The following is a 24,191-nucleotide window of genomic DNA, read 5'->3' on the forward strand; positions in this document are numbered from 1 at the left end:
CTTAGAAGTACCCCTCGCGCTTGCGGTCTTCCATGGCGGCCTCGGACATCTTGTCGTCCGCCCGGGTGGCGCCGCGTTCGGTCAGGCGGCTGGCCGCGATCTCGGCGATCACGTCGGCGATGGTGGTCGCGTCGGAGTCGACCGCGCCGGTGCAGGACATGTCCCCGACCGTGCGGTAGCGCACCAGGCGCCGCTGCGTGCTCTCGGTCTCCTTGGGGCCGCCCCACTCGCCGGCGGTGAGCCACATGCCGTTGCGGGCGAAGACCTCGCGCTCGTGGGCGTAGTAGATCCCGGGGAGCTCGATCTTCTCCCGCTCGATGTACTGCCAGACGTCCAGCTCGGTCCAGTTGGAGAGCGGGAAGACCCGGACGTGCTCGCCGACCGCGTGCTTGCCGTTGTAGAGGCTCCACAGCTCGGGGCGCTGGCGGCGCGGGTCCCAGGCGCCGAACTCGTCGCGCAGGGAGAAGACGCGCTCCTTGGCGCGGGCCTTCTCCTCGTCGCGGCGGCCGCCGCCGAAGACCGCGTCGAAGCGGTTCCGCTCGATGCCGTCCAGCAGCGGCACGGTCTGCAGCGGGTTGCGCAGGCCGTCCGGGCGCTCGCGCAGCCGGCCGTCGTCGATGAAGTCCTGGACGTGGGCGACGTGCAGGCGCAGGGAGTGCTCGGCGACCGCGCGGTCGCGGTACTCGATGACCTCGGGGAAGTTGTGCCCGGTGTCCACGTGCAGCAGCGAGAACGGTACCGGCGCGGGGTGGAAGGCCTTCAGCGCCAGGTGCAGCATGACGATGGAGTCCTTGCCGCCGGAGAACAGGATCACCGGACGCTCGAACTCCCCCGCCACCTCGCGGAAGATGTGGACGGACTCCGCTTCCAGGGCGTCCAGGTGGGAGAGCGCATAGGGGTTCTCGAGCGCTGCTGCCACCGGGGTGTCGGTCACGGTCGTCATGCCAGGCCCCTCGTCGTCAGGAATGCGTGCAGGTCGGCGGCGGACTCGGCCACCGAACGGTTGTGGGTCTCGATGCGGAGCTCCGGTACGACCGGCGCCTCGTACGGGTCGTCGACGCCGGTGAGATGCGCGATCTCGCCCGCCGCCTGCTTGGCGTACAGGCCCTTGACGTCACGCTCCGAGCAGACCTCGACCGGCGTGGCGACGTGGACCTCCAGGAACTCCGTACCGGCCACCGCGTGTTGGGCGCGGACGGCCGCACGGGAGTCGGCGTACGGGGCGATGACCGGGGCCAGCACCTTGACGCCGTGCGAGGCCAGCTTCTGCGCGACGAAGCCGATCCGGGTCACGTTGGTGTGCCGGTCCTCCTTGCTGAACCCCAGTCCCTTGGACAGGAATTCGCGGATCTCGTCACCGTCGAGGACCTCCACCTTGTGGCCCTCGGCGCGCAGGCGCTCGGCCAGGGCGAAGGCGAGGGTGGTCTTGCCCGCGCTGGGCAGCCCGGTCAGCCACACGGTGGCGCCGAGTTCGCAGGGGGCGGCCGTGCGGGCCGCCTCTGCGGCTCCGCCGACGGCCAGTGTGTCTGTCGTCACGGTGGACTCTCCTGAAGGTAACCTGGGGAAACGGGATATGACGATCGGTCAGAGATGTATGCCGCACTCGGTCTTGCCCGAGTCGGCCCAGCGGCCGGAGCGGCCGTCCTCGCCTTCGGCGGGCTTGCGGGTGCAGGAGAGCGGCGAGCAGCCGACCGAGGTGTAGCCCTCCCACAGCAGCGGGTTGAGCAGTACCCCGTTGGCGGCGACGTACACGTCGACGTCCTCCTGCGTCCAGCGGGCTATCGGGGCGATCTTCACCTTGCGGCGCTTGGCGTCCCAGGCGACCACCGGGGTGCCGGCCCGGCTCGGCGACTCGTCGCGGCGCAGCCCGGTCGCCCAGGCGTCGTACGCTCCGAGCCCCCGGTTCAGCGGCTCGACCTTGCGCAGCGAGCAGCACAGGTCCGGGTCGCGGTCGTGCAACTGCGGTCCGTACTGCGCGTCCTGCTCGGCCACGGTATGCAGCGGCTTGAGCGTGATGACGTTGACCGGCATCACCGCCGCCACCGCGTCCCGGGTGCCGATGGTCTCGGCGAAGTGGTAGCCGGTGTCGAGGAACACCACGTCCACGCCCGGGAAGACGGACGAGGCGAGGTGCGCGACGACCGCGTCCTCCATCGAGGAGGTGACGCAGAACCGCTTGCCGAAGGTCTCGGCGGCCCAGCGCAGGACGTCCTGCGCGGACGCCTCCTCCAGGTCGCGAGCGGCCGCGATGGCCACCGCCTCCAGGTCAACCGTGCTGGTCATTTCCCTTACCCCCGTTGGTCGGTGACAGCAGTCCGAGGAACTTGAGCTGGAAGGCGCGTCGGCAGGACGCGCACTCCCAGGCGCCGTGGCCGCCCTCGGCGGAGGGCCGCAGATCCTCGTCGCCGCAGTACGGGCAGTAGAAGGGGGCAGCGCGCTCGCTCACGACAGCGCCTCCTCACTGGCCCGGGCCGTCCACTGGGCGAACCGCTCGCCCTCGGCGCGCTCGGCCTGGAAGCGGGTGAGCACCCGCTCGACGTAGTCCGGCAGGCCGGCGCTGGTGACCTTGAGCCCACGGACCTTGCGGCCGAAGCCGGCCTCCAGGCCGAGCGCGCCGCCCAGGTGGACCTGGTAGCCCTCGACCTGCTCGCCGTTCTCGTCCGTCACCAGCTGGCCCTTGAGACCGATGTCCGCCACCTGGATACGGGCGCAGGCGTTCGGGCAGCCGTTGATGTTGATGGTGAGCGGCTCGGCGAACTCCGGGAGGCGGGCCTCCAGTTCGTCGATGAGCGTGCGGCCGCGCTCCTTGGTCTCGACGATCGCGAGCTTGCAGTACTCGATGCCGGTGCAGGCCATCGTGCCGCGCCGGAACGGGGACGGCGTGACCCGCAGGTCCAGCGCCTCCAGCCCGGCGACCAGCGACTCGACCTGGTCCGCGGCGATGTCCAGGACCAGCATCTTCTGCTCGGCGGTGGTCCGCAGGCGGTCCGAGCCGTGGGCGGCGGCCAGGTCGGCGATCTGCCCGAGCAGCTTGCCGTCCACCCGGCCGACGCGCGGCGCGAAGCCGACGTAGAAGTTGCCGTCCTTCTGGCGGTGCACGCCGACGTGGTCGCGCCAGACGCCGGTGGGCTGCTCGGGCGCGGGGCCGTCGATCAGCTCGTACTTGAGGTACTCGTCCTGCAGCACCTGGCGGAACTTCTCCACGCCCCAGTCGGCGACCAGGAACTTCAACCGCGCGCGGTTGCGCAGGCGGCGGTAGCCGTAGTCGCGGAAGATGCCGATCACGCCGCCGTAGACATCCGCGACCTCGTCCAGCGGAACCCAGGCCCCCAGTCGCACACCCAACTTGGGGTTGGTGGAGAGCCCGCCGCCGACCCAGAGGTCGAAGCCCGGGCCGTGCTCGGGGTGGTTCACGCCGACGAAGGCGACGTCGTTGATCTCGTGCGCCACGTCCAGCAGCGGCGAGCCGGAGATCGCCGACTTGAACTTGCGCGGCAGGTTGGAGAAGTCCGGGTTGCCGATGAAGCGGCGCATGATCTCGTCGATGGCGGGGGTGCCGTCGATGATCTCGTCCTCGGCGATCCCGGCCACCGGGGAGCCGAGGATGACACGCGGGGTGTCACCGCAGGCCTCGGTGGTGGAGAGACCGACGGCCTCCAGCTTCTGCCAGATCGCGGGGACGTCCTCGATCCGGATCCAGTGGTACTGCACGTTCTGACGGTCCGTCAGGTCGGCGGTGTTCCGGCCGTAGAGCTCGGAGACCTCGGCGATGGCCTTCAGCTGGGCGACGGTGAGCCGGCCGCCGTCGATCCGCACCCGCAGCATGAAGAACTCGGCGTCCAGCTCGTGCGGGTCCAGGATCGCGGTCTTGCCGCCGTCGATGCCCTCCTTGCGCTGGGTGTACAGCCCCCACCAGCGCATCCGGCCGCGCAGGTCCGACGGGTCGATCGAGTCGAAGCCGTTCCGCGCGTAAATCGTCTCAATACGTGTCCGCACGTTGAGACCGTCGTCGTCCTTCTTGAACTGCTCGTTGGCGTTGAGCGGCGTGAAGTGGCCCATGCCCCACTGGCCCTCGCCACGATGGCGGGTCACCTTGCGGGCGGCGGCGGGACGGCGCGCGTCGGCGCCGTCGACCTGGGGCTCGGCCGTTTCGGGGGTGGGGGCCATGGTGTCGTCCTTAAGGCAGCTGGCTCTGGGGCGGAACGCTGACGTGCTCTGAGCATGGGCCTGCCTCTGACCTGCTCGTTCACGGTTTTGCCGTGGCAGGTGCGGGGGAGACAGTGACCTGGCCCGAATGGCGCGCGGGCACCCGCGGAACGCGGGTGGGGCGAGGTGGTGCGCCGGGTGCGGTGGTGGCAGCGGGGTGGGGCTCAGGTCACCGGACAGATGGCGCTGGCCACGCGAAGCAGGTCGACGTGGAGTCGACCGACCAGGGTGGTTCCGGCGCTAGGCATGGCAAGAGATTCGCATGGCGAACGACCCACGGTCCACTAACGTCCGTATGCTGGACATTCTTGTTTCGTATGTCGAGATGGAGGTCACGTTCCCCAGTATGGAGGCCTGCTGGGTGTCGGTGGGTGAGGCGCACCGATCGGCTCCGGGCCGGGCCGACGTGCGGCCGACGCGCGAGCCTGGACGGGCCTCGCGGGGATCTCGGCCGATCAGAATATGGCAGTTCGCTGTGTTGTGGCGCGGTAGGTGGTAGATAACGTGAGAGCTGGGTGCCTCCTGGGGGGGAGCGCGGCTCGTGATCATCCGTCCCGGACCGTTGAGAGGCATCCTCCACATGCGCGACCAGGCACCGAGCACCGCCACCGATCCAGGATCCGACCGGCTGCGGGCGGTGCTCGACGGCTGGCGGGACTCGCTGCTCGACCTGGGCGGGCGTAACCGCCTGCTGAACTTCAGACACACCAGAACGGCCACCCTGGAGCTCAGCGCCCCCGCCGCGCCCGCGCTGCTCGCGGGCCTCCCCCGGGGCTGGGACTTCGCCCCGGTGGTCGAGGCCAACGGCGTCGTCGACCGGGTCACCCATCGCGTCGCGGACCGGGTCACCGACCGCGTTGCGGATCGCGTCCCGGGCCTGGTCACCCAGAAGACCACCCAGTCCGGCCTGGACGCGGCGCTCACCCAGCTACGGCGCAAATCCGGCCAGATGTTCAACGACTACGGCCTCTGGGTGCTCTGGCTCGGTGTCGGGATGCTGGACTGGCGCGAGCAGGGGGCGACCGAAGCCAGCGCGGCCCCCCTTGTCCTGGTGCCCGTCGAGCTGTGCAGGGACCGCGCCGGCCGGACCAGGCTGCACGAGGCCGAGGGGCAGGACCCGATCCACAACCCCGCCCTCGCGGTGAAGCTCGGGCGCCTCGGCGTCGACTGGAGCGCGGTCGGCGAGGTCGACTGCACGGACGTGACCGCCGTCCTCGCCGCCGCCCGGGCGGCCGTCCGGCGGCAGGACGGCTGGGAGGTGGGCGAGCGCGTGGTGCTGGGCCTGTTCGCCTCGCACCGGGAGGCGATGTACCGCGACCTCCAGCAGAACGAGCAGCTGATCCTCGCCCACCCCCTGGTACGCGCCGTCGGCCTGGGACCGGACTCGGGCCTGCCGGACGACCTGATCGGGTTCGAACCGCCCGCCCTCGACCGGATCGACGAGATCCAGCTGCCCGAGCAGACCCCGCTCGTCCTGGACGCGGACGCCTCCCAGCGGCAGTGCATCGCGGCGGCGATGGCCGGCCGCTCGTTCGTCATGAACGGCCCACCGGGCACCGGCAAGAGCCAGACCATCACCAACATGATCGCGGCCCTGATGCACGCGGGCCGCAGCGTGCTCTTCGTCAGTGAGAAGGCCGCCGCCCTCGACGTCGTCCGCAACCGCCTCGCTGAAGTCGGCCTCGGTGACTTCGTGCTGGCCCTGCACAGCAGCGACACCGGCAAGCGGGCCGTCGCGCAGGAACTGAACCGGGTGCTCACCACCGAGCTGCCCGCCGCCGGCGCCGCGCCGCACGAGCTGGAGCAGGCCCGGCGGCTGCGCGAGCAGCTCTCGGCGTACGCGGCGGCGATGAACGAGCTGCGCCCGCGCCTCGGCCGCAGCCTGCACGACGTCCTTGGCCGGATCGCGCTCCTCGAACGGGAGCTGGAGCGGGCGGGCGTCCCGCGCCTCGCGCTCCGGCCGGGCAGTGGCGAGGCCGCCACGGCGCTCAGCGCCGAGAGCCTGCAGGAGCTGCTCACGGCGGCCGACTCGGTGTCGCGCAGCTGGCGGCCGGTCCTGCTGGGGGAGGAGTTCGTCTGGCACGGGCTGCGGAGCCGCGCCGAGCTGAACGCCTCGCCGACGACCGTACTGGCCGAGGCGGAGGATGCGCTGGCCGAGCTGGGCGTCGCGGCGGAGCGCCACCCGCTGGGGGCGGCCGTCCCCGCCCCGCGTGGCGCACAGGAGTTGGACCGGGCGGCCACGGCGCTGCGCGCCCGGCTGCCCGAGCGCCGGCCGGCCCCGGGCCGGGCGCCGGCCCTGCCGGGGGACCAGGGCGCGGTGCTCACGGAGCTGGCGGGCCGGTTGGGGCTCGCTGAGCCGCCCGGCGTGGACGAGGCGCTGGCGCTCTGCGAGCTGACCGACCTCGCGCAGGCACCGCATCGCCCGCTGCCCGGCTGGTTCGAGCCCGCGACCATGACCAGAGTGGTGGCGGCCGTGGCGGAGCTGCGGGAGGCCGTCGCGGTCCGGGACGCCGCCCGGGCGGCGGCAGCGGACCTGTTCGGGCCGCAGGTGGTGGCCTTCGCCGAACTCCCCGAGCTGGCCCGGCGGCTGGCCGAGAACCACGGGCTGCTGGCCCCGCTGCACAAGCAGTACCGAGCGGACAAGGCGGCGGCGGCCGGCCTCACCCACGGCGGGCGCTGGAGCAAGCAGCTGCTCACCCGCCTGCCGCAGGCCGTCGCCTGGCAGGAGGCCGAGACTCGGGTCGGCGGGCTCGCCGCAGGCCACCGCGAGCTGCTGGGCCGGTACACCCCGGAGGCCCGCGACGCCTTCGAGCCGCTCGACCGGGCCGTGGCGACGGCGGGCCGGATCGCCGAGCTGACCGGGGGCACGGCCCAGCCCGCGCTGCTGGCGACCCGGCTCGGGGACGGCGCGCCACCGGACGGGCTCGCCGAAGCGCAGGTCCAGGCGGTGCGGGCCGCGCTCGCCGACTGGTGCGAGGTGGCGCTGACGCGGGGCGATCGGTGGCGCGGCGCGGTCGACGCGCTGCTCGCGCTCTTCGAGGACGCCCGGCGGACGCGGCTCCAGCCCGCCCTGCTCGCCGGTCTCGGCCAGGCGGGGGAGACGCTGGCCGTGCTGCGGTCGGACACGGCCGGAGTGGAGGAGTGGCAGGCGTACCGCAGCGGGCTGGCGGTGCTGGCCCGGCACGCCCTGGACGACCTGCCGGCCCGCAGCGCCGAGCGCGGCGTCGCGCCGGAGTGGTTCACCGGTGCCGTCGAGCGGGCGGTGCTGGGCCGCTGGGCGGACCGGCTGCTCGACACCGACCAGCGGCTGGCCGTCAGCCGGGCGGCAGACCTCGACGCGCGGGTGGCGGCGTTCAAGGAGGCCGACCAGCTCCTGGTCAAGGCCGCCGGAGGCGCGGTGGCCGCCGCGTGCAACGCCCGTCGGCCGCGGAACGTCGCTGCGGGCGCGGCGGCCCGGATCACCCGCGAGGCGGAGAAGAAGAGCCGTCACCTCCCCGTGCGCGAGCTGCTCGGCAGCACGCGCGAGGTGGTCGGGGCGGTGAAGCCGTGCTTCATGATGAGCCCGTTGACGGTCAGTCAGTTCCTCCCGACCGACTACCGGTTCGATGTGGTGATCTTCGACGAGGCGTCGCAGGTCAAGCCGAGCGACGCCGTCAACTGCATCTACCGGGGAGCGTCCCTGGTCGTCGCGGGCGACGAGAAGCAGCTGCCGCCCACCTCGTTCTTCGGCTCCTCGGCGGACGACGACTCCGACGAGTACGACGAGGAACTCCCCGACTCGTTCGAGTCGCTGCTGGACGCCTGCAAGGCGGGTGCGATGCGTGCCCTGCCGCTGCGCTGGCACTACCGCAGCCGCCACGAGGACCTGATCACCTTCAGCAACCGGTCCTTCTACCGGAACTCGATGATCACCTTCCCAGGCGCACAGGAGCGCGGCGCGGACGTGGGCGTCGCCTTCGTCCACGCGCACGGCGTCTACGACCGGGGCGGCCGCCGGGACAACTGGATCGAGGCCGAGGCGGTGGCGCAGCGAGTACTGCACCACTTCGCCACCCGCCCGGGCCGCAGCCTCGGCGTGGTCGCGCTCTCCCAGGCCCAGGCAAGCGCGATCGAACTCGCCGTCCAGCAGGCCCGGTTGGCCCGTCCGGAGCTGGATCACTGCTTCACCGAGAGCCGCCTCGACGGGTTCTTCGTCAAGAACCTGGAGTCCGTCCAGGGTGACGAGCGCGATGTGATGATCATGTCGATCGGCTACGGCCCGGACGAGCGGGGACAGCTCGGCCTCAACTTCGGCCCGATCAACAAGGAGGGCGGCTGGCGCCGGCTCAACGTCGCCGTCACCCGCGCCAGGTACCGGATGGAGGTCGTCTCCTCCTTCCAGGGCGTCCAACTCAAGGAGAGCGGAAACCCTAGCGTCCAGCACCTGAAGCGCTACCTGGAGTACGCGGAGCAGGGGCCCGCCGTGCTCGCCCGCGACCTGCTCCAGGCCGACGCCGAGCCGGACAGCCCGTTCGAGGAGTCGGTGCTGGATGTGCTGCGCGACTGGGGCTACCAGGTCCAGCCACAGGTCGGCGTGGCCGGCTTCCGGATCGACCTCGGGGTGCGCCATCCGGCCGCCGAGGGCTCGTACGCCCTCGGCATCGAGTGCGACGGGGCGATGTACCACTCCTCCCGGGCGGCCCGGGACCGGGACCGGCTGCGCGAGCAGGTGCTGATCGGCCTCGGCTGGCGGCTGCACCGGATCTGGGGCACCGACTGGTACCGCAACCGCGCCGAGTCCGAGACCCGGCTCCGGGCGGCGGTGGAGCGCGCGGTCGCCGTCTCCCCGCTCGCCGAGCCGGCCCGGACTGCGCCGGTTGACCCGCCTGCCGGGACTATCCCGCCGGCCGGGTCGGCCGTCGAGGCGGAACCAGCAGTAGAACCCGTTGCAGAATCTGCGCCAGAACCCGTCCGGGTACCGGTCGGCCGCGACTACGTCCGGACCTGGAGCAGCGTCTACCGCCCGGCCGACGTCCAGGTCACCGGCTCGGTCGAGCTGCACACCCTCGAGGCCCGGCGGCCGTTGCGGCGCGCGCTGGTGCAGATCATCGAGACCGAGGGGCCGATCCACCCGGACCTGCTCGTCCAGCGGGTCCGCGAAGCCTGGCAGGTCGGTCGGGCGGGCAGCCGGATCCGGGAGAACATCGAGCAGGTGCTGCGCGAGCTGGTGAGCAGTGGGGCCGCGAAGCGGACGGGCGAGTTCCTGAGCAGCGCCGAGGGCCGTGAGCTGACGGCCCGTGAGCCCGTCGAGCGCTGCGCCCGGAAGGTGAGCCAGGTGCCCGGGGCCGAGCGGCGGCTGGCGGCGGTCGAGCTGGCGCGCGAGTCCCCGGGGATGAGCGAGGACGAGCTGATGCAGCAGGTGCGCGAGTTCTTCGGCTGGAAGCGGATGGGCGCCGAGATCCGGGAGGCGCTGGCCGGGGACATCGCCGAACTCTGCGCGACGGGGCAGCTCTCGGACTCCCACGCGGGGCTGGTGGCCGTGCGCTGACCCGCCGGGCGGCGGGCCGTCTGCCCCGGACCGCTACCGTAGGGGCGTGCAACCAGCAGGGGAAACGACCAGGACGGCGGCCGAGCGGCCGTCGCGGCGACGAGGCAAGGGCTCACGACGCGCGGCCAGACGCATCACCTGGCGCAGCACGATCTGGGCGCTGCTGAAGGACACCACCAACACCTGCGTCGAGTACCGGGTCACCGGGCTCGCGGCGGAAGCGGCGTTCTTCACCCTGCTGTCCATTCCGCCGCTGCTGCTCTGCCTGGCGGGCACCCTCGGCTACCTCGACGACATCCTCGGCGCGGGCACCATCGACAAGCTCAAGGAGGACATCGTCTCGGCCGCCGGGACGGTCCTCTCGCCGAGCTCGGTCAGACAGACCGTCCAACCGCTGCTGACGGGCGTCTTCGACAACGGCAGACCGGACCTGATCTCGATCGGGTTCCTGCTCTCCCTCTGGTCGGGGTCGCGGGCGCTGTACATCTTTATCGACACCATCACCGTGATGTACGGGCTGGACGGCAAGCGCGGCCTGGTCAAGACCCGGCTGATGTCGCTGGGCCTCTACCTCGGGGCGCTGGTGATCGGCTCGCTGGTGCTGCCGCTGCTGGTCGCGGGCCCCGGGCTGGTGGTGGCCGCGCTGCCGTACTCGGCGGGCGTGGTCAGCGCGCTCTACTGGCCGGCCGCGATCCTGCTGCTGGTGGTCTTCCTCACCACGCTCTACCACCTCGCCGTCCCGGTCAGCACACCGTGGCGCGAGGACATCCCGGGTGCGCTGGTCGCACTCGGGATGCTGGTGATCTGCAGTGTGCTGCTCCGGCTCTACCTGGTCAGTTCGGTCGAGGGTCACTCGGTGTACGGGTCGCTGGCCGCGCCCGTCGCGGTGCTGCTCTGGATCGGCGTGGTGGCGCTCGCGGTGCTGATCGGCGCCGCGATGAACGCCGCGATAGACCGACGCTGGCCGACCGTCGAGACGGCCGACGCCCGCGCCGAGAACGAGCGCGCCAACGAGGAGGCGGCAGTGGCGGTGGTCCGCGAGGTCACCGCCCGGCGCGCCGTCGAACGGGCCCGGCGGGCGCGTGAACTCGGGTTGGCCGAGGGCATCGAGGACGAGTTCGACGAGGACGACGACGAAGGCAACCCGCCCTCCGAGTACCCCGAGCGCTGGGCCGACTTCCTCCCGCCGACCAACGTCCGCAGCCGCCTGCGCCCGTCCGGCATCCACCGCCGCCGGACCCCGCCCCCACCGGACAGCGACCGCCCCGCCCCCACCCCGGGCAACCCGCACCGGGGCCCGTGGGACGGCATTTAGACCGACTGCGAGACCCCGATCCTGATCGGCGCGTCCACCGGCCGGGTCACCGGGCCCCTGCGGGTGGACCGGCCGAGCCGGCGGGCGGACAGCAGTGCCGCCCCCAGCAACAGCAGGTCGCGGGCGGCCAGCAGCCCGGCGGCGGTCGGCGATCCGTCGACGAGCGCGCGGCCCATGAACGGGAACACCGCCATCGTCAGCGGACAGGCCGCCAGCACCAGGTACGCCACCGGCCGCTGCGAGGTCCCGGGGTGCACCAGGCACACGGCCGCCAGCGCCACCAGCCAGACCAGGTACTGCGGACTCAGCACCCGGCTGGTGACGGTGAACAGCAGCACCGCCGTGAACGCGGCGTCCGGCAGCACCCAGCCGGGCCGCAGGTCCGACCTGAGCCGCCACCGCACCAGCCAGACCAGCGCGAGCACGGTGGACGCCTCGCTCAGCCGCGTCACCACCCCGACGTACGGTCCGAGGAACTCCGTCGAGCCGTAGTGCACCGCGAGCCGCCCGGGCCAGCCGAGGTGACGGACGAGGTGGAACGGCAGGGCTCCCAAGGACTCGAACTGCACGCCGCGATCCCGCTGCGCCGTCAGAAACCCGAAGGCCCCCGGCATGGCCAGGGCCGCCGTGCCGGTCAGCAGCACCACCGCCGTCAGCGCGGCGAGGGAGGAACGGCGGGTGCGCGGACCGCGTTCCGTACCGATCAGCAGCAGTACCGGCCACGCCTTGACCAGTGTGCCGAGCGCCACGAGCACGCCGAACCACCGGTCCCCGCCCGGGCGGCCCCGCCCGGCCGCCAGCAGCGCCGTCACGGTGAGAGCGGCGGCCGCGATGTCGAAGCGGGTCCACGGGACGGTCCAGAGCAGTGGCAGTCCGAGAGTCCAGAGCCAGCACGCTGCAGGCCCGGCGGTGCGTCCGCCGTCGGCCGGGGGACGGCGGCTCGCGCGGACCAGGGCGGCCAGCACCACGGCGTCGCAGAGCGCGCACAGCAGCACGAACGCGCGGTCGTACCCGACGAACGGCACCAGCCCAGGGGCGAGGATCACCCCGGCGGCGCCGGGCGGGTACTGCCAGGTGACGTCGCCGATGGGGAAGCTGCCGGAGGTCAGCACGTCGAACCAGCCGTGGTAGACGTGCGAGACCGAGTAGTCGAGCGGGTCCTCGGTGGCGAACGGCCCGGCCTTCAGCGCCCCGGTGACCAGCACGGCCCGGCTGAGCAGCCAGCAGAGCACGGGCCACGCCAGGTCCGGGACACGGGACAGGAACCGTCGGTGCGGGGAGGAGGGCATCACATCAGTCTCCAGTACCTCTGGTACCTCCAGTACCTTCCCCACCCCTCCCGCGTCTCCGGCACCGGACTCCGGTGCCTGTGCGCCGGACAGCTGTCCGCATACTGAGTGATCATGATATCTACTGACTCGTCACCGCCCGCCGCGATACGCCCGTGGGCGGTCGCGCTCGCCCCGGCCGCGCTGACGCTGGTGCTCGGCCTCTGGGGCATCGAGCGCGGGGGCAGCATCTGGCGGGACGAGGTGGTGACGTATCAGGTCGCCCACCGAAGCCTCCCCGGGATCTGGCGGATGCTCGGCGGGATAGACGCGGTGCACGGGCTCTACTACCTCCTCATGCACGGCGTCTTCGCGGTCTGGGACGGTGGTCTGCCCGCCCTGCGGCTGCCGTCGGTGCTCGCGATGGCCGCCGCCACCGCCACGCTCGCGGAGATCGGCCGCCGCCTCGCCGGAGTGCGGGTGGGGCTGCTCGCGGGGCTGGTCTTCGCGCTGCTGCCCGCTGTGCAGCAGTACGCGCAGGAGGGGCGCTCGTACGCGCTGGTGTGCGCGGCCGTGGTGGGCGCCACCCTGCTGCTGGTCCGGGCCTGGCGGCGGCCGGGCCCGGCGGCCTGGGCCGGGTACAGCGTCACCGTGCTGGTCGCCGCCGTGCTGCACGAGTTCGCCGTACTCGCGGTGGCCGCGCACGGGCTGACGCTCTGGTGGGGGCGGGCGCCGCGCGCGGTCCGCCGTGGGTGGGCGCTCGCGACGGCGGCCGCGCTGCTCGCACTGGCACCGCTGATCCTGATCAGCCGTCAGCAGGCCGACCAGGTCTGCTGGATCAGCACGCCGGGCTGGTCCGACCTCTGGGCCCCGGCTCTCACCGCCGTCGTCGGCGCGCTCTGTGCCTGCCTGCCCTCGGTGCCGGGCAGCGCCGAGAGCGTCGTCCGGCTGCGCGCGGTCGCGTTGCCGCTGCTGGTCCTGCCGCCGGTGGCGCTGATCCTGGTCTCCTACCTCGACCCGCTCTACGTGGACCGCTATGTGCTCTACAGCTACGCCGGGCTGGCGCTGCTGCTCGGGCCGGTCCTGGACCGGGCGTGGTCGCGCCTGGGGCCGGCCGCCGGTCGGACGCGGTCGGCACTCTCGATCGCCGTACTGCCGGTCGTCCTGCTCGCGCTGCTGCCCGTGGAGCTCGGTCTGCGTTCACCCACGGCCAGGCCCAACGACGTCGCGGCGGCCGCCAGGGCAGTGCGCGACCTGGCCAGGCCGGGCGACGGAGTCCTGTTCATCCCCTCGGCCCGCCGGGAGGCCGCCCTCTACGACCCCGGTGCCTTCGCCGCGCTGCGGGATCTCGCGCTGGCCGAGACGGGGAACGACTCAGCGACGATCAACGGGGTCGAGGCCGAGCCGGGCCTGATCCGCTCGGCGCTGACGGCGGACCGGGTCCAGCGGGTCGTGGTGGTCACCGACCCGAAGCCGCGCCCGAACCCCTCGGCCCGTGACCGCGTGAAGCTGACCGTGCTCGCCGAACGCTTCCGGCTCTGCCGCACCGAGTTGGTCCACGGCCTGGAAGTGGCCCGCTACGCCACCCCCGGAGGGTGCGGTGATCAGGACGAAATCGCAGGTCAAAAATAGGATGCGGGCATTTCCTCGGACCCCGTAGGCTCTGACCTGACATCAGATCGGGGCCCTGTCACAGGGCCGGTACGAAGTGGGAGGTGAGCCTCATGGCTGTCGCCGTGATTTCGGCTGCCCAGGGCAGCAAGCGCACTCACCTCACCCTCCCGGCCGCCGGCTGACGCACGAGCAAGCCGCTCGCGCAGCCGTAGACCCGCCGGGATCGCATTCCTCCCGAAGGGCCCCACTGCGTTGTCGTACGCGACTCCGAGCACCACCAGCACCACTGCTCTCTCCGGCTATGGCTGGACTCCCGAGCTCGAAGAGCTCTTTGCCCCCCTCGCCGAGGCCGGGCTCACCCCTGCCCGGATCGCCCGGGTCGACCGTGGCCAGTGCGATGTCGTGCTCGCCGACCCCGGCACGGGCGAGCTGCGCACCGTCCGGACGGACACCCGTCCGGTCGGCGATCCCGATCCGATCAACTGCCCCTGTACCGGCGACTGGGCGGCCGTCGACCTGGCGGCCGCGCCCATGCCCACCGTCTCGGCCCTGCTGCCGCGCGGCACGGCGATCATCCGCAAGGGCGCGGGCGCGCGCTCGGACGGCCAGGTGCTGGCGGCCAACATCGACACCGTCCTGATCGCCGTCTCGCTCGCCGCCGAGCCGGATCTCGGCCGGATCGAACGCTTCCTCGCCCTCGCCTGGGAGAGCGGCGCCGAGCCCCTGGTCGTCCTCACCAAGGCCGACCTGGTGGACGACGCCGACTTCGTCCGCTCGGACGTCGAGGAGATCGCGCCCGGCGTCACCGTCCTGGTGGTCAGCGCCGAGACCGGCGAGGGCGTGGACGTGCTGCGCGCCTGCGCACCCGGCTCCACCGCGCTGATCGGGCAGTCCGGCGCGGGCAAGTCCACGCTGACCAACGCGCTCGCCGGCACCGACGTGATGACCGTCCAGCAGACTCGGGCCGCCGACGAGAAGGGCCGGCACACCACCACCACCCGCGAGCTGATCCCGTTGCCCGGCGGCGGCGTGGTGATCGACACCCCCGGCTTGCGAGGCGTCGGCCTCTACGGCGGGGAGGGCCTGGCACACGCCTTCTCCGACATCGAGGAGCTGGCGGAGAACTGCCGCTTCCACGACTGCGGCCACCGCTCCGAGCCGGGCTGCGCGGTCGGCGCCGCCCTCGCGGACGGCACCCTGCCGCTGCGCCGGATGGACAGCTACCTGAAGCTTCAGCGCGAGAACGAGTGGATCGCCTCGCGCAGTGACGCCCGCCTCGCGGCCGAGCGCCTGAAGAAGTGGAAGACCATCGTCAAGTCGGCCGGCAAGGTCCGCCCGTAGCTAACGGATCAACCCCAGGCAGGGGCGCGGGAACCCTCCCGCGCCCCTGCCTACCACCGGAGCCTCCTACGCGGGGTTCACCAGCCGGAACCGCACCAGCACCACGGGCGTGGTGTCGTCGACGGTGAACCCGGGGTCGCCGAGCGCCTCCACGGTGATGTCCGATTTCCGCCGGTCGAGTCCCGGGCGGTGCCGCAGACTGGACTACGTGATCGACGACGAGACCAGATACCGGGCCGTGGGCAGCCGGGACGCCCGCTTCGACGGCGTGTTCTTCACGGCAGTCCGCACCACGGGCATCTACTGCCGCCCGAGCTGCCCGGCGGTGACACCGAAGCGGGTCAACTGCGCCTTCTACCCGACGGCCGCCGCCGCCCAGGGCGCGGGCTTCCGCGCCTGCCGCCGCTGCCGTCCGGACTCCGTGCCGGGCTCGCCCGAGTGGAACCACCGCGCCGATCTGGTCGGCCGGGCGATGCGCCTGATCGGCGACGGGGTGGTGGACCGCGAGGGCGTCGCGGGCCTCGCCGGCCGCCTCGGCTACAGCTCCCGGCAGCTCCAGCGGCAGCTGACCGCCGAGCTGGGCGCCGGCCCGATCGCGCTGGCCCGCGCGCAGCGCGCACAGACCGCCCGACTGCTGCTGCAGACCACCGAACTCCCGGTCACCGAGGTCGCGTTCGCGGCCGGCTTCGCCTCCGTACGGCAGTTCAACGACACCGTCCGCGAGGTCTACGACCGCACCCCGAGCGGCCTGCGCACCGAGGTCTCGGCCGATCGGCGCGGCGGGGCCCCGGCGGGCACGCTGAGCCTGCGACTGGCGTACCGGGGCGCGCTCGACAGCGACCACCTGATCGACTTCCTCGCGCTGCGCGCCGTGCCCGGCGTCGAGGAGGTGGTGGCCGGCGGCCGGCCCGGTGTCCGGACGTACCGCCGCACGCTCACGCTGCCCTACGGGCACGGCATCGCCGAGGTGGACGGACTCGGGACCGGCGTCCGCCCCGACCGGGGGTGGCTGGACTGCCGCCTCCGGCTCACCGACCTGCGCGACCTGACCACCGCCGTGCACCGGCTGCGCGCGCTGTTCGACCTGGACGCCGACCCGGATGCCGTGGACGGGCAGCTGGCCGCTGACCCGCTGCTCGGCGGCCTGGTCCGGTCCCGTCCGGGCCTCCGCTCCCCGGGCCACGTCGACCCGCACGAGCTGGCCGTGCGGGCGGTGCTCGGCCAGCAGATCACCGTCGCGGCCGCCCGCACCCTGGCGGCCCGGCTCGCCGAACGGTACGGCGCCGCGCTGCCCGAGCCGAGCGGCGGGCTGCGCCTGCTCTTCCCGACCGCCGCCGCCCTCGCCGACGCGGAGCCGGCCGACCTCGCCATGCCCGAGGCCCGCCGCCGCGCGCTGCGCGGCCTGTGCGCGGCGCTGGCGGACGGCACGGTCCGCCTGGACGGCGGGGTCGAGCGCGAGCAGGCGGCGGCGGAGCTGCTCGCGCTGCCCGGCATCGGCCCGTGGACCGTGGGTTACCTTCGGATGAGGGCACTCGCCGACCCGGACGTCTTCCTGCCGGGCGACGCCGGAGTGCGGCACGGGCTGCTGCGCCTGGGACACCCCGGCGACCCGAAGGCGGCCGCTGCGGCGGGCGCGGCGTGGGCGCCGTGGCGCTCCTACGCCGTCCACCGGCTCTGGGCGGCGGCCTCCGCCGCGCCTGCCCCTGCTGCTACCTCTGCTTTCTCCTCCTCTGCTTCCGCTTCTGGCTCGGAGAGTGACAACGCATGACAACTGTGTTCACGACCATGGAGAGCCCGCTGGGCCGACTGCTGCTGAGCGGTGTCCTGGACGGGAACGGCCCGGCGGCGCTCGCCACGGTCACCGCTCCCGGACAGAAGGGCGCACTCGCGGAACCGGCCGACGACTGGACCCGCGACCCGGCGCCGCTCGCACCGGCCGTCGAGCAGCTGACGGCCTACTTCGCGGGGGAGCTGACCGCCTTCGACCTGCTGCTCGCACCGGTCGGCACCGAGTTCCGGCACCGGATCTGGGACGCTCTGGACGACATCCCGTACGGCGTGACCGTCACCTACGGCGAACTGGCGGCTTCGGCCGGGCAGTCGCCGCGCGCGGTACGCGCGGTGGGCGGCGCGGTGGGGGCCAACCCGCTGTTGGTGGTCCGGCCGTGCCACCGGGTGATGGGAGCGAACGGCACGCTCACGGGCTTCGCGGCCGGCGTCGACAGCAAGCGCTGGCTGCTGGAGCTGGAGAGCGGATCGCCGGGGAGCAGCCCGGCGGGGACGCTGTTCTGAGCCGGTCGGCTGATGGGCCGTCAGTTCGTACGGTCGTCCGAAGCGGTGTCCGTGGCGGTGTCCGAAGCGGCGTCCGTGCCGGTGATTCCGCTGCCGCTGCCGCCGGCCAGGGCCTTGGCCAGCAGCTCCAGGCCGGGGAGCGCACCCATCACGGCTTCACGGTTCGCGGGCGAGAGGCTCTCCAGAGCCTCGGCCAGGCGGCGCTCGTGGGCCCGTTGCCAGTCCCGCAGCTGCTGGTGGCCCGCTTCGGTCAGCGCGATCCGCGCGGTGCGGCGGTCGCCGGGGTCGGCCTGCCGGTCCACGAAGCCGGACTCCAGCAGCTTGCCGATCAGTCCGCTCACGGTGTTCGGCGCCAGCCGCTGGCGGGCGGCGAGTTCGCCGACCCGCAGCGGTGCCGCCGCCAGCGTCTGGAGCAGCTCGACCTGGGCCATCGGCAGCGACTCCCACGGATAGTCGGTGCGGATGCTGCTGCGCAGCGCCCGGCGCAGCCGGGTGATCACGTCGGTGAGGCGCTGTGCGCGCTCGATCGCCGCAGTCTCCTCCAGCGCTGAGCCACCGTCGGAAACGGCGCTGGTGGGGGTGGGTGTACCGGGGCTGGGCAGCGACGACATGGCGGAAAGCGTAGCGCTTGCCGGCACCCACCTCGTCCGCTGACCAGTAGGCAGGACGGGGCATCCCAGGGCGCGGGGAACTGCGCGAATCGGAAGGCCGCTGACCGTTGCATTCCGACCCTTGCGCGGCCCCCGCGCCCCCTCGGTTAGCGAATGCGTCAGGCGAGCGGCTTCGCACCCCGCTCGGCGAGCATCTGCGTGATCATGTCGATCTCGGAGAGCTGCCCGTTCACCATGGTCTGGGCGAGCCGCTTCTCGACCGGGTCGGTGCTGACGTCCACGTACCCCTGGGCCATCTCGACCCCGCCCTTGTGGTGCTGGACCATCAGCTGCAGGTAGAACACCTCGGCGTCCCGCCCGCTGAGCGTACGCAGCTTCGCCAGGTCGGCGTTGGTCGCCATGCCGGGCATCAGCGAGCCGTCGTGCGCCACGTAGGTGTGGTCCATCTTCATCCAGGCCATCGGCTGGTCACCCGAACTCTGCGGCAGCCCCCAGTGGTCGAGCCACCCCATCAGCATGCCCCGCTGGTTGGCCTGGGTGTTGATGATGTCGAACGCCAGGTTCCGGACCGCGCTGTCCTGCGTACGGTCCCGGACGATGAACGACATGTCGATGGCCTGCTGGTGATGCGTCGCCATGTCCCGCGCGAACCCGGCCTCGGGCGAGCTGTTCGAGGGCGCGGTCGCGGACGTACCGGAGGCGGACGGGCCGCCCGCCAGCAGCGCCGGAACGCCCAGGCAGAGCGCCACGGCCGTGGCCAGCGCGGCCGGCCACCACACCCGCCGCGCGCGGGAGCGCGGCGGGGTGGTTGCGGTGGTTCCAGTGGTGTCGGCGGCGGCGTCGAGCTCCTCGGTGCCGGTCACCGGCTCGGACTCGCTCACTGGGTGCTGCACGACGCGCCCGGCTCCTGGGTCTGCGGACCCTGGACGTACTTGGTGAAGAACTCGGCGACCCGGGGGTCACTCGCGCTGTCGAGCACCAGCTGGGTGCCCCAGGCGGTCAGCGTGATGGTGCCCTTCTCGTCCGGGTACGGGCTCATCAGCGAGTACGGCGTCTTCGACACCCGGTCCGACAGCGTCTTGATGTCGGCGGCCGACGCCTTGGCGTTGTAGGTGACCCAGACCGCGCCGTGCTCCATGGAGTGGACGGCGTTCTCGTTCACGACCGGCTTGTCGTAGACCGTGCCCATGCAGTTCAGCCAGACCGGGTTGTGGTCACCGCCGACCGGCGGGGTCTGCGGGTAGTTGACCTTGGTCTGGACGTGGTTGCGGGTGAGCTTGTCGTAGGTCTGCACGCCCGGGATCGGGGCCTTGGCCGCAGCGATCTTGGCGTCCCGCTTGTCCTTGGCGTCCACGGCCAGGTAGACGCTGCCGCCGATCATGCCCGCCACCAGTACCGCGCCGACGCCGATCGCGATGAACTTGTTCCGGCGGTCGCGACGCTGCTCCTCGGCGCGCAGCTCGGCGATTCTGGCGCGGCGGTCGGTCTGGCCGGGACGGCCTCCGGACGTACGGTTTCCCGACTTACTGGACTGCTTGGAGGCGGAACCCATGGAAAGTGTCCTTGTCCCCGCCGGCGCTCAGGGCACGGCGGTATGAGGGAGTGGCAGGGGTGGCGGAGCCGCCGGGCCGCCCACGACGTGGGGCCGGCGGTGGGTTCCGCTAGGTCCGGTGGACCTGAAGGGCATGGAGATCGGGCGCGTGATCGGGACCGACCTGGGCCGTGAGCGCTGCGTGGCCCGGCACCGCCCGCTCCAGCACGAGCTGGCCCGGCACGGTGGCCGTGGGCTGCGGTGGCGGGTTCGGGAGCTGGCTGTTGGCGCCCCGGAACGGCTGGTTCGAGCAGCCGTCACCCGGGCGCGGGTGCTCGCCGTCGGCGGAACACCAGGTCAGCGCCGGACCGGCGGCCACCTGGGTGCGCGCCGGTGCCTGGGCACCTGCCCGTGTCCGGGTGCTTGCTTGTACCTGGGTGCTCGCCTGTACCGGCATGCCCGTCCGTATCTGGGGATGGGCTGAGTGCAGCGCGCTGCTCTGTGAGATCAGGGTGGTCACGGTGGTCGGGCCGACCATCGTCGTAGCGGCGCCCGCCGGGGGTTCGGCCGTCATGGCCCCGGCGCGGCCCGCACACGGCAGCAGCGCCAGCAGTGCCACGAGCAGCAGCGCCCACACCGCGTACGCCGGGTGGCCCACGTGGGTGGTCCTCCCCGGCTGCGGTGCGGTCGTTCCTGGCGCGGTCATGCGCACATATTAATCAGCCGAAGGAGTGAAGCGATGCCCCTTACCGGCCTTCATTTTTCCGCTCTCCTCCTGCTCAGCGCCGGTGAATCACCCCTGCTTGGGGCACTTCCGGGCAGGTCGGACGGATCGGACCACGGTTCGGCCGGAACAGTGCACCCGCCGGGTGATGGGTTGTCCCCGAATCCCGGACACCGTCGTTCTCCTTGGGGACAATGACGTCGAGTCCGGCACAGAGCCTGCTCGGCAGACGGCACACACGGACGAGGAGCCGCCAGATGAGCAAGCAGGGCGCACCCCCGCAGCAGCACCGGCCGGAGGACGGCTGGTGGCAGGCGGTCTACACGGGCCCGGCGGACACCCTGCCGGACACCCCGGGCGCCGTGGCCGACGAGGGCAGCGTCGACGACTGGTTCGACTCGGCGGCGGGCATGATCGGCACTCAGCGCACGGGACGGCAGGCCCCCGCCCCTGGGACGGTGGTCGAGCTGACCAAGCCGGTGGAGCCGGCCGATCCGGGTGAGCCGGGCGAGGGTGGTGAGCCGGGTGAGCCCGGAGATCCTGGTGATCCCGTCGAGGTGACCGTCGACGAGTGGTTCGACTCCGCCGTCGGCATGATCGGTGCGCAGCGCCAGGAAGAGGCACCAGATCAGCCCGCCCCTGCTCCTGCCCCGACCCCCACTGTCCCGGACGAGAAGCCGGCTCAAGCCCTGACCCCGGCGCCGACCCCAGCCCCGGCCCTGTCGCCCTCCCCGCCCTCGTCCCCGCCGCTGCCTCCGCGCCCGTCCACCCGCAAGCCGGACCAGCCCCCGGTGCCGCACGTCGGAGAGCGCCCGCCCACCTACGGCCCCGAGCCCACCGCGCTGCCCGACGCCGACCCCGACGAGCTCACCACCGTCGTCCCCGACACGGTCCTCGAAGGCGCGAGGTACGGCGTCGCCACCCTCCGGGCGGTCTCCGTCCGGGGCGACTCGGCCCGCTACCGGGGGGAGCCACGCCGCGACACGCTCCTGGTCACCCGCTTCGGCGACGGCCCCGACGGCCTCCTGCTGGCCGTGCTCGGCGCGCCGAGCCGCTCGCAGCCGCCGTCCTCCGCAGCGGCCGAGGCCGCGCGTCAGCTCACGGCCGCGATCGGCCGCAGCAGGCCGGAGCTCGCCGCCGACCTGCGCGACGGCGCCCGCGACCGCCTGCGCTACGGCCTGCAGCGCCTGGCGGCCCGCGCCGCCGCCCCCCTCCGGGCTGCCGCCACCGCCTCAGCCGCCACCGCCACCACCGACGAGAACCCGCCGTCCGACGGGCCGTCGTCGGACCTGCCGTCCCCGGACGCGGGGTCGTTGCACTGCCTCCTCGTCCCGCTCGACCCGGCCGCCACCCACCGCGCGGCGTTCGGAGTCGGCCCCGGCGGGCTCTACCTGCTGCGCTCCGGGCACTGGATCGACGCGTACGCCGCGCGCCTGCTGCACCATCCGGACGGGGAGCAGCCCGTCCCCGCCGTCGGTACGGCCCCGCCGCGTCCGTTCCGGTTCCGGCTCGTCCCGGCGACCCCCGGTGACATCCTGCTGCTCTGCACGCCCGGGCTGGCCGATCCGGTCGCCGACGAGCCGGCCGTGGCCCACTTCCTCTCCAGCCACTGGGCGCACCCGCACCCGCCCGGCACGGTCGACTTCCTGCGCCAGGTGCAGGTCCGGGCGAAGGGGTACGCCGACGACCGTACGGCCGTGGCGCTCTGGACCGAGTAACCCGGGGCGTAACAGGGCGTCAGTGCCCGCCGCCCAGCAGTACGGCCGCCACCGAGGCCACCTGTGCCGCAGCCGCCCGGCGGCCGGCGCCGGGCAGTCCGATCGCGACGGGCACGGCGAACCCGTCCAGCAGCGCCCGGAGCTGGACGGCCCGGTCGTCGGGGGCCACCGCCGAGAACGTCCCGGCCGCCACGCCCTCCTCGATCAGGGCCACCAGATCGGCCTGCCAGGGCGCCTCGATCTCCAACTGCCCCTGCCGGATCTCCGCACTGGCCGGTGACCGGCCCCAGACCTCCAGCCAGAGGATCCAGCGCGGATCGCCGGGCCCCTCGGGCAGGTACAGCTCCGTGTAAGCCGCCAGCCGCTCCCACACCCCGGCGCCGTCCCGGTCGAGCGCGGAGCGGCGGCGCTCGCCGAGCTGCTCCTCGCTCCAGCGCAGGGTCTCCAGCAGCAACTGGTCCTTGCTGCCGAAGTAGTAGAGAAGATGACCGGCACTCATCTGGAGCTGCTTCCCGAGCCCGGCCATGGTCAGCTTCGCGAGCCCGTGCTCGGCGATGGCCGCCCGGGCGACGGCGAACACCTCTTCGCGCGGTCGCGCAGCGCGGCGCGCCCGTGGCTCCGCCATCTGCTCTTCCTCCTGGCTACCGGGACCGGCCCCCCACGATACGGCCGAACCGGCCTCCGCCCCGGCACCGGGAACCGGACGCCGGACTCGCGCCCCCACCGCACTCACGTCCCGGACCGACGTCCGCCTCGACTTCCCGCCAGGCCGGTCCGTGCAGCTGGGGCCCGGTGAGCGGCGTACGACCGACAGTACCGGCAGCGCCGCCGGGGGTCGGCAGAGCGGGTGGGATCCGTGCGTCAGCCGGCGCCGGCGTGGGTACCTTCCCAGTGCCTGTACGGAACGGAGTCAGTATGTCCCGGAGCACCACCACTGCGGTGGGGTTGCACCTTGTAACCGCCCGCAGCAGACACCAGTTGACCCACCAGATATCGGCAGACCCGTCAGCACCAGTCCGCAGAGCACCACTTGGCGTCGGCGTGGTGCCGACCGGCCGGGCCGGGGGTGCGTAGTGGGCATCTACGGCCAGGACTGGTCCTCATACCAGGACAGCCAACCGGACACCAGCGGCCTGAGCTTCGCGTTCGTGAAGGTGACGGAGGGGCTGGGGTACGTCAATCCGGAGTGGGTCTCGCAGCGGGACCACGCGAAGGCCAACGGCCTGGTGTGGGGCGCCTACCACTACCCCCACATGCACAACAGCGACCGTAGCGAGGCCGACTTCTTCCTCTCCCAGGTCGCCTGGCAGCCGGGCGACCTGGTGGTCCTCGACTGGGAGGGGTACGACTCCGCGAACCAGGACGTCGGCGCAGCAGACCAGTTGGCGTACAAGGAGGACTATCTCGCCTACCTCAAGAGCCGGTTGCCGAACAACCCGACCGGGCTGTACTGCAACCTCGACTACTGGAACCGCGTCGACACGACCGGCCACGTCGGTGACTTCCTCTGGATCGCCACCGCCGGACGCGGCGCCGGTGACCCGGGCATAAGAGCGAGCTGGCTGTTCCACCAGTACAGCGACAACCCCGTCGACAGCGACTACTGCTATCTCGGCAGCACGGACGAACTCCGTTCGTGGGCACTGTCGTTCACTCCCCAGACCACACCAACACCGGCGCCCCCACCCGTCGAGGAGGACCCTTTGGCCGCATTCACCGAAGCCGACCTGCGTCGCTTCATCCACGAGGAGACCCTCAACGCGGTAACCTCCGCCCCCGGCCGCGACGCCGTCGCCTTCGCCGTCTGCTGGTGGCTGCAGAAGGCCCTCACCGGCACCCCGGTCCCCACCGACGCCGGCCAACCCTGGGCCGACCTCCTGCCCAAGCTGACCGCCGCCCTCAACTCGCTCAGCCCAGCGGTCCGCGCCGAACTGGAAGCCGCGATCGCCACCGCCGTCAAGGACGCGACCGTCCACGTCACAGTCTCGGACACCAGCACCACCCCGCCCACCAAACCGCCCACCACTGTCTGAACGGCCCGCCG

19 protein-coding genes and 1 pseudogene are annotated in these 24,191 nt (G+C 72.7%); 8 read left to right on the forward strand and 12 right to left on the reverse strand.

Annotated features, from left to right (window positions below):
* Position 1: 1 nt before the first annotated feature.
* The 6 genes from cysD to P3T29_RS32735 all read right to left on the reverse strand — a co-directional run bounded on the left by cysD (position 2) and on the right by P3T29_RS32735 (position 4,454).
* Positions 2-943, reverse strand: a complete 942-nt coding sequence (gene cysD, locus P3T29_RS24325) for a sulfate adenylyltransferase subunit CysD (RefSeq protein ID WP_280718741.1) — start codon at positions 941-943, stop codon at positions 2-4.
* Complete coding sequence (gene cysC, locus P3T29_RS24330; protein WP_280718793.1) at positions 940-1,521, reverse strand: adenylyl-sulfate kinase; 582 nt, start codon at positions 1,519-1,521, stop codon at positions 940-942. The genes cysD and cysC overlap by 4 nt, the downstream gene beginning before the upstream one ends.
* Before the next feature lie 63 nt (positions 1,522-1,584).
* Positions 1,585-2,283, reverse strand: a complete 699-nt coding sequence (locus P3T29_RS24335; protein ID WP_280718742.1) for a phosphoadenylyl-sulfate reductase — start codon at positions 2,281-2,283, stop codon at positions 1,585-1,587.
* Positions 2,267-2,446, reverse strand: coding sequence for a hypothetical protein (locus tag P3T29_RS24340; RefSeq protein WP_280718743.1), 180 nt, complete (start codon positions 2,444-2,446; stop codon positions 2,267-2,269). Before P3T29_RS24340 ends, P3T29_RS24335 begins: the two co-directional genes overlap by 17 nt.
* On the reverse strand, positions 2,443-4,167 hold the full coding sequence (locus P3T29_RS24345) for a nitrite/sulfite reductase (protein WP_280718744.1): 1,725 nt from the start codon (positions 4,165-4,167) through the stop codon (positions 2,443-2,445). The genes P3T29_RS24340 and P3T29_RS24345 overlap by 4 nt, the downstream gene beginning before the upstream one ends.
* Before the next feature lie 203 nt (positions 4,168-4,370).
* Positions 4,371-4,454, reverse strand: coding sequence for a putative leader peptide (locus tag P3T29_RS32735; protein WP_348532859.1), 84 nt, complete (start codon positions 4,452-4,454; stop codon positions 4,371-4,373).
* A 293-nt stretch (positions 4,455-4,747) separates the two neighbouring features.
* Between P3T29_RS32735 and P3T29_RS24350 the strand changes: the two genes are divergently transcribed.
* On the forward strand, positions 4,748-9,733 hold the full coding sequence (locus P3T29_RS24350; RefSeq protein ID WP_280718745.1) for a DUF3320 domain-containing protein: 4,986 nt from the start codon (positions 4,748-4,750) through the stop codon (positions 9,731-9,733).
* 46 nt (positions 9,734-9,779) lie between these two features.
* A pseudogene (locus tag P3T29_RS24355) lies at positions 9,780-10,946 on the forward strand (YihY/virulence factor BrkB family protein); the annotation flags it as partial.
* 98 nt (positions 10,947-11,044) lie between these two features.
* On the opposite strand, the gene P3T29_RS24360 reads toward P3T29_RS24355, so the two are convergent.
* Positions 11,045-12,337, reverse strand: coding sequence for a glycosyltransferase family 87 protein (locus tag P3T29_RS24360; protein ID WP_280718746.1), 1,293 nt, complete (start codon positions 12,335-12,337; stop codon positions 11,045-11,047).
* 114 nt (positions 12,338-12,451) lie between these two features.
* On the opposite strand from P3T29_RS24360, the gene P3T29_RS24365 reads away from it, so the two are divergent.
* The 4 genes from P3T29_RS24365 to P3T29_RS24380 all read left to right on the forward strand — a co-directional run bounded on the left by P3T29_RS24365 (position 12,452) and on the right by P3T29_RS24380 (position 17,563).
* A complete protein-coding gene (locus P3T29_RS24365; protein WP_280718747.1) occupies positions 12,452-13,948 on the forward strand; it encodes a glycosyltransferase family 39 protein in 1,497 nt (498 codons plus the stop codon).
* 234 nt (positions 13,949-14,182) lie between these two features.
* Positions 14,183-15,271: a ribosome small subunit-dependent GTPase A gene (gene rsgA / locus P3T29_RS24370; protein WP_280718748.1), complete on the forward strand. Its 1,089-nt coding sequence runs from the start codon at positions 14,183-14,185 to the stop codon at positions 15,269-15,271.
* Between the two features lie 208 nt (positions 15,272-15,479).
* Entirely contained in the window at positions 15,480-17,039 is a 1,560-nt protein-coding gene (locus tag P3T29_RS24375) for a DNA-3-methyladenine glycosylase 2 family protein (RefSeq protein WP_280718749.1), read from the forward strand.
* Positions 17,036-17,563, forward strand: a complete 528-nt coding sequence (locus tag P3T29_RS24380; protein WP_280718750.1) for a methylated-DNA--[protein]-cysteine S-methyltransferase — start codon at positions 17,036-17,038, stop codon at positions 17,561-17,563. The genes P3T29_RS24375 and P3T29_RS24380 overlap by 4 nt, the downstream gene beginning before the upstream one ends.
* Positions 17,564-17,583: 20 nt before the next feature.
* Here the strand turns inward: P3T29_RS24380 and P3T29_RS24385 are convergent, their stop codons facing one another.
* The 4 genes from P3T29_RS24385 to P3T29_RS24400 all read right to left on the reverse strand — a co-directional run bounded on the left by P3T29_RS24385 (position 17,584) and on the right by P3T29_RS24400 (position 20,411).
* The gene (locus P3T29_RS24385) at positions 17,584-18,174 is read right to left on the reverse strand and encodes a MarR family transcriptional regulator (RefSeq protein ID WP_280718751.1); all 591 of its coding nucleotides are present in this window, start codon (positions 18,172-18,174) and stop codon (positions 17,584-17,586) included.
* A 158-nt stretch (positions 18,175-18,332) separates the two neighbouring features.
* On the reverse strand, positions 18,333-18,911 hold the full coding sequence (locus P3T29_RS24390; RefSeq protein WP_280718794.1) for a DUF305 domain-containing protein: 579 nt from the start codon (positions 18,909-18,911) through the stop codon (positions 18,333-18,335).
* A gap of 140 nt (positions 18,912-19,051) precedes the next feature.
* On the reverse strand, positions 19,052-19,726 hold the full coding sequence (locus tag P3T29_RS24395) for a DUF3105 domain-containing protein (protein WP_280718752.1): 675 nt from the start codon (positions 19,724-19,726) through the stop codon (positions 19,052-19,054).
* A gap of 109 nt (positions 19,727-19,835) precedes the next feature.
* The gene (locus tag P3T29_RS24400) at positions 19,836-20,411 is read right to left on the reverse strand and encodes a hypothetical protein (protein ID WP_280718753.1); all 576 of its coding nucleotides are present in this window, start codon (positions 20,409-20,411) and stop codon (positions 19,836-19,838) included.
* A gap of 275 nt (positions 20,412-20,686) precedes the next feature.
* Between P3T29_RS24400 and P3T29_RS24405 the strand changes: the two genes are divergently transcribed.
* Positions 20,687-22,147 carry a protein phosphatase 2C domain-containing protein gene (locus tag P3T29_RS24405; RefSeq protein WP_280718754.1) on the forward strand — a complete coding sequence of 487 codons (1,461 nt, stop codon included), beginning with the start codon at positions 20,687-20,689 and terminating at the stop codon, positions 22,145-22,147.
* Positions 22,148-22,166: 19 nt separating this feature from the next.
* On the opposite strand, the gene P3T29_RS24410 is transcribed toward P3T29_RS24405, so the two are convergent.
* Positions 22,167-22,772, reverse strand: a complete 606-nt coding sequence (locus P3T29_RS24410; RefSeq protein ID WP_280718755.1) for a TetR/AcrR family transcriptional regulator — start codon at positions 22,770-22,772, stop codon at positions 22,167-22,169.
* A 448-nt stretch (positions 22,773-23,220) separates the two neighbouring features.
* On the opposite strand from P3T29_RS24410, the gene P3T29_RS24415 reads away from it, so the two are divergent.
* A complete protein-coding gene (locus P3T29_RS24415) occupies positions 23,221-24,180 on the forward strand; it encodes a glycoside hydrolase family 25 protein (RefSeq protein ID WP_280718756.1) in 960 nt (319 codons plus the stop codon).
* Positions 24,181-24,191: the final 11 nt, after the last annotated feature.

It is taken from the genome of Kitasatospora sp. MAP5-34, assembly GCF_029894335.1.
In the GTDB taxonomy this organism is placed as follows: Bacteria; Actinomycetota; Actinomycetes; order Streptomycetales; family Streptomycetaceae; genus Kitasatospora.

Bases quoted from the DNA above. Each gene is read 5' to 3' on its own strand.
- cysD (WP_280718741.1), bottom strand. From the start codon at position 943: ATGACGACCGTGACCGACACCCCGGTGGCAGCAGCGCTCGAGAACCCC.
- P3T29_RS24335 (WP_280718742.1), bottom strand. From the start codon at position 2,283: ATGACCAGCACGGTTGACCTGGAGGCGGTGGCCATCGCGGCCGCTCGC.
- P3T29_RS24345 (WP_280718744.1), bottom strand. From the start codon at position 4,167: ATGGCCCCCACCCCCGAAACGGCCGAGCCCCAGGTCGACGGCGCCGAC.
- P3T29_RS32735 (WP_348532859.1), bottom strand. From the start codon at position 4,454: ATGCCTAGCGCCGGAACCACCCTGGTCGGTCGACTCCACGTCGACCTG.
- P3T29_RS24360 (WP_280718746.1), bottom strand. From the start codon at position 12,337: ATGCCCTCCTCCCCGCACCGACGGTTCCTGTCCCGTGTCCCGGACCTG.
- P3T29_RS24365 (WP_280718747.1), top strand. From the start codon at position 12,452: ATGATATCTACTGACTCGTCACCGCCCGCCGCGATACGCCCGTGGGCG.
- P3T29_RS24380 (WP_280718750.1), top strand. From the start codon at position 17,036: ATGACAACTGTGTTCACGACCATGGAGAGCCCGCTGGGCCGACTGCTG.
- P3T29_RS24385 (WP_280718751.1), bottom strand. From the start codon at position 18,174: ATGTCGTCGCTGCCCAGCCCCGGTACACCCACCCCCACCAGCGCCGTT.
- P3T29_RS24395 (WP_280718752.1), bottom strand. From the start codon at position 19,726: ATGGGTTCCGCCTCCAAGCAGTCCAGTAAGTCGGGAAACCGTACGTCC.
- P3T29_RS24400 (WP_280718753.1), bottom strand. From the start codon at position 20,411: ATGACCGCGCCAGGAACGACCGCACCGCAGCCGGGGAGGACCACCCAC.
- P3T29_RS24405 (WP_280718754.1), top strand. From the start codon at position 20,687: ATGAGCAAGCAGGGCGCACCCCCGCAGCAGCACCGGCCGGAGGACGGC.
- P3T29_RS24410 (WP_280718755.1), bottom strand. From the start codon at position 22,772: ATGGCGGAGCCACGGGCGCGCCGCGCTGCGCGACCGCGCGAAGAGGTG.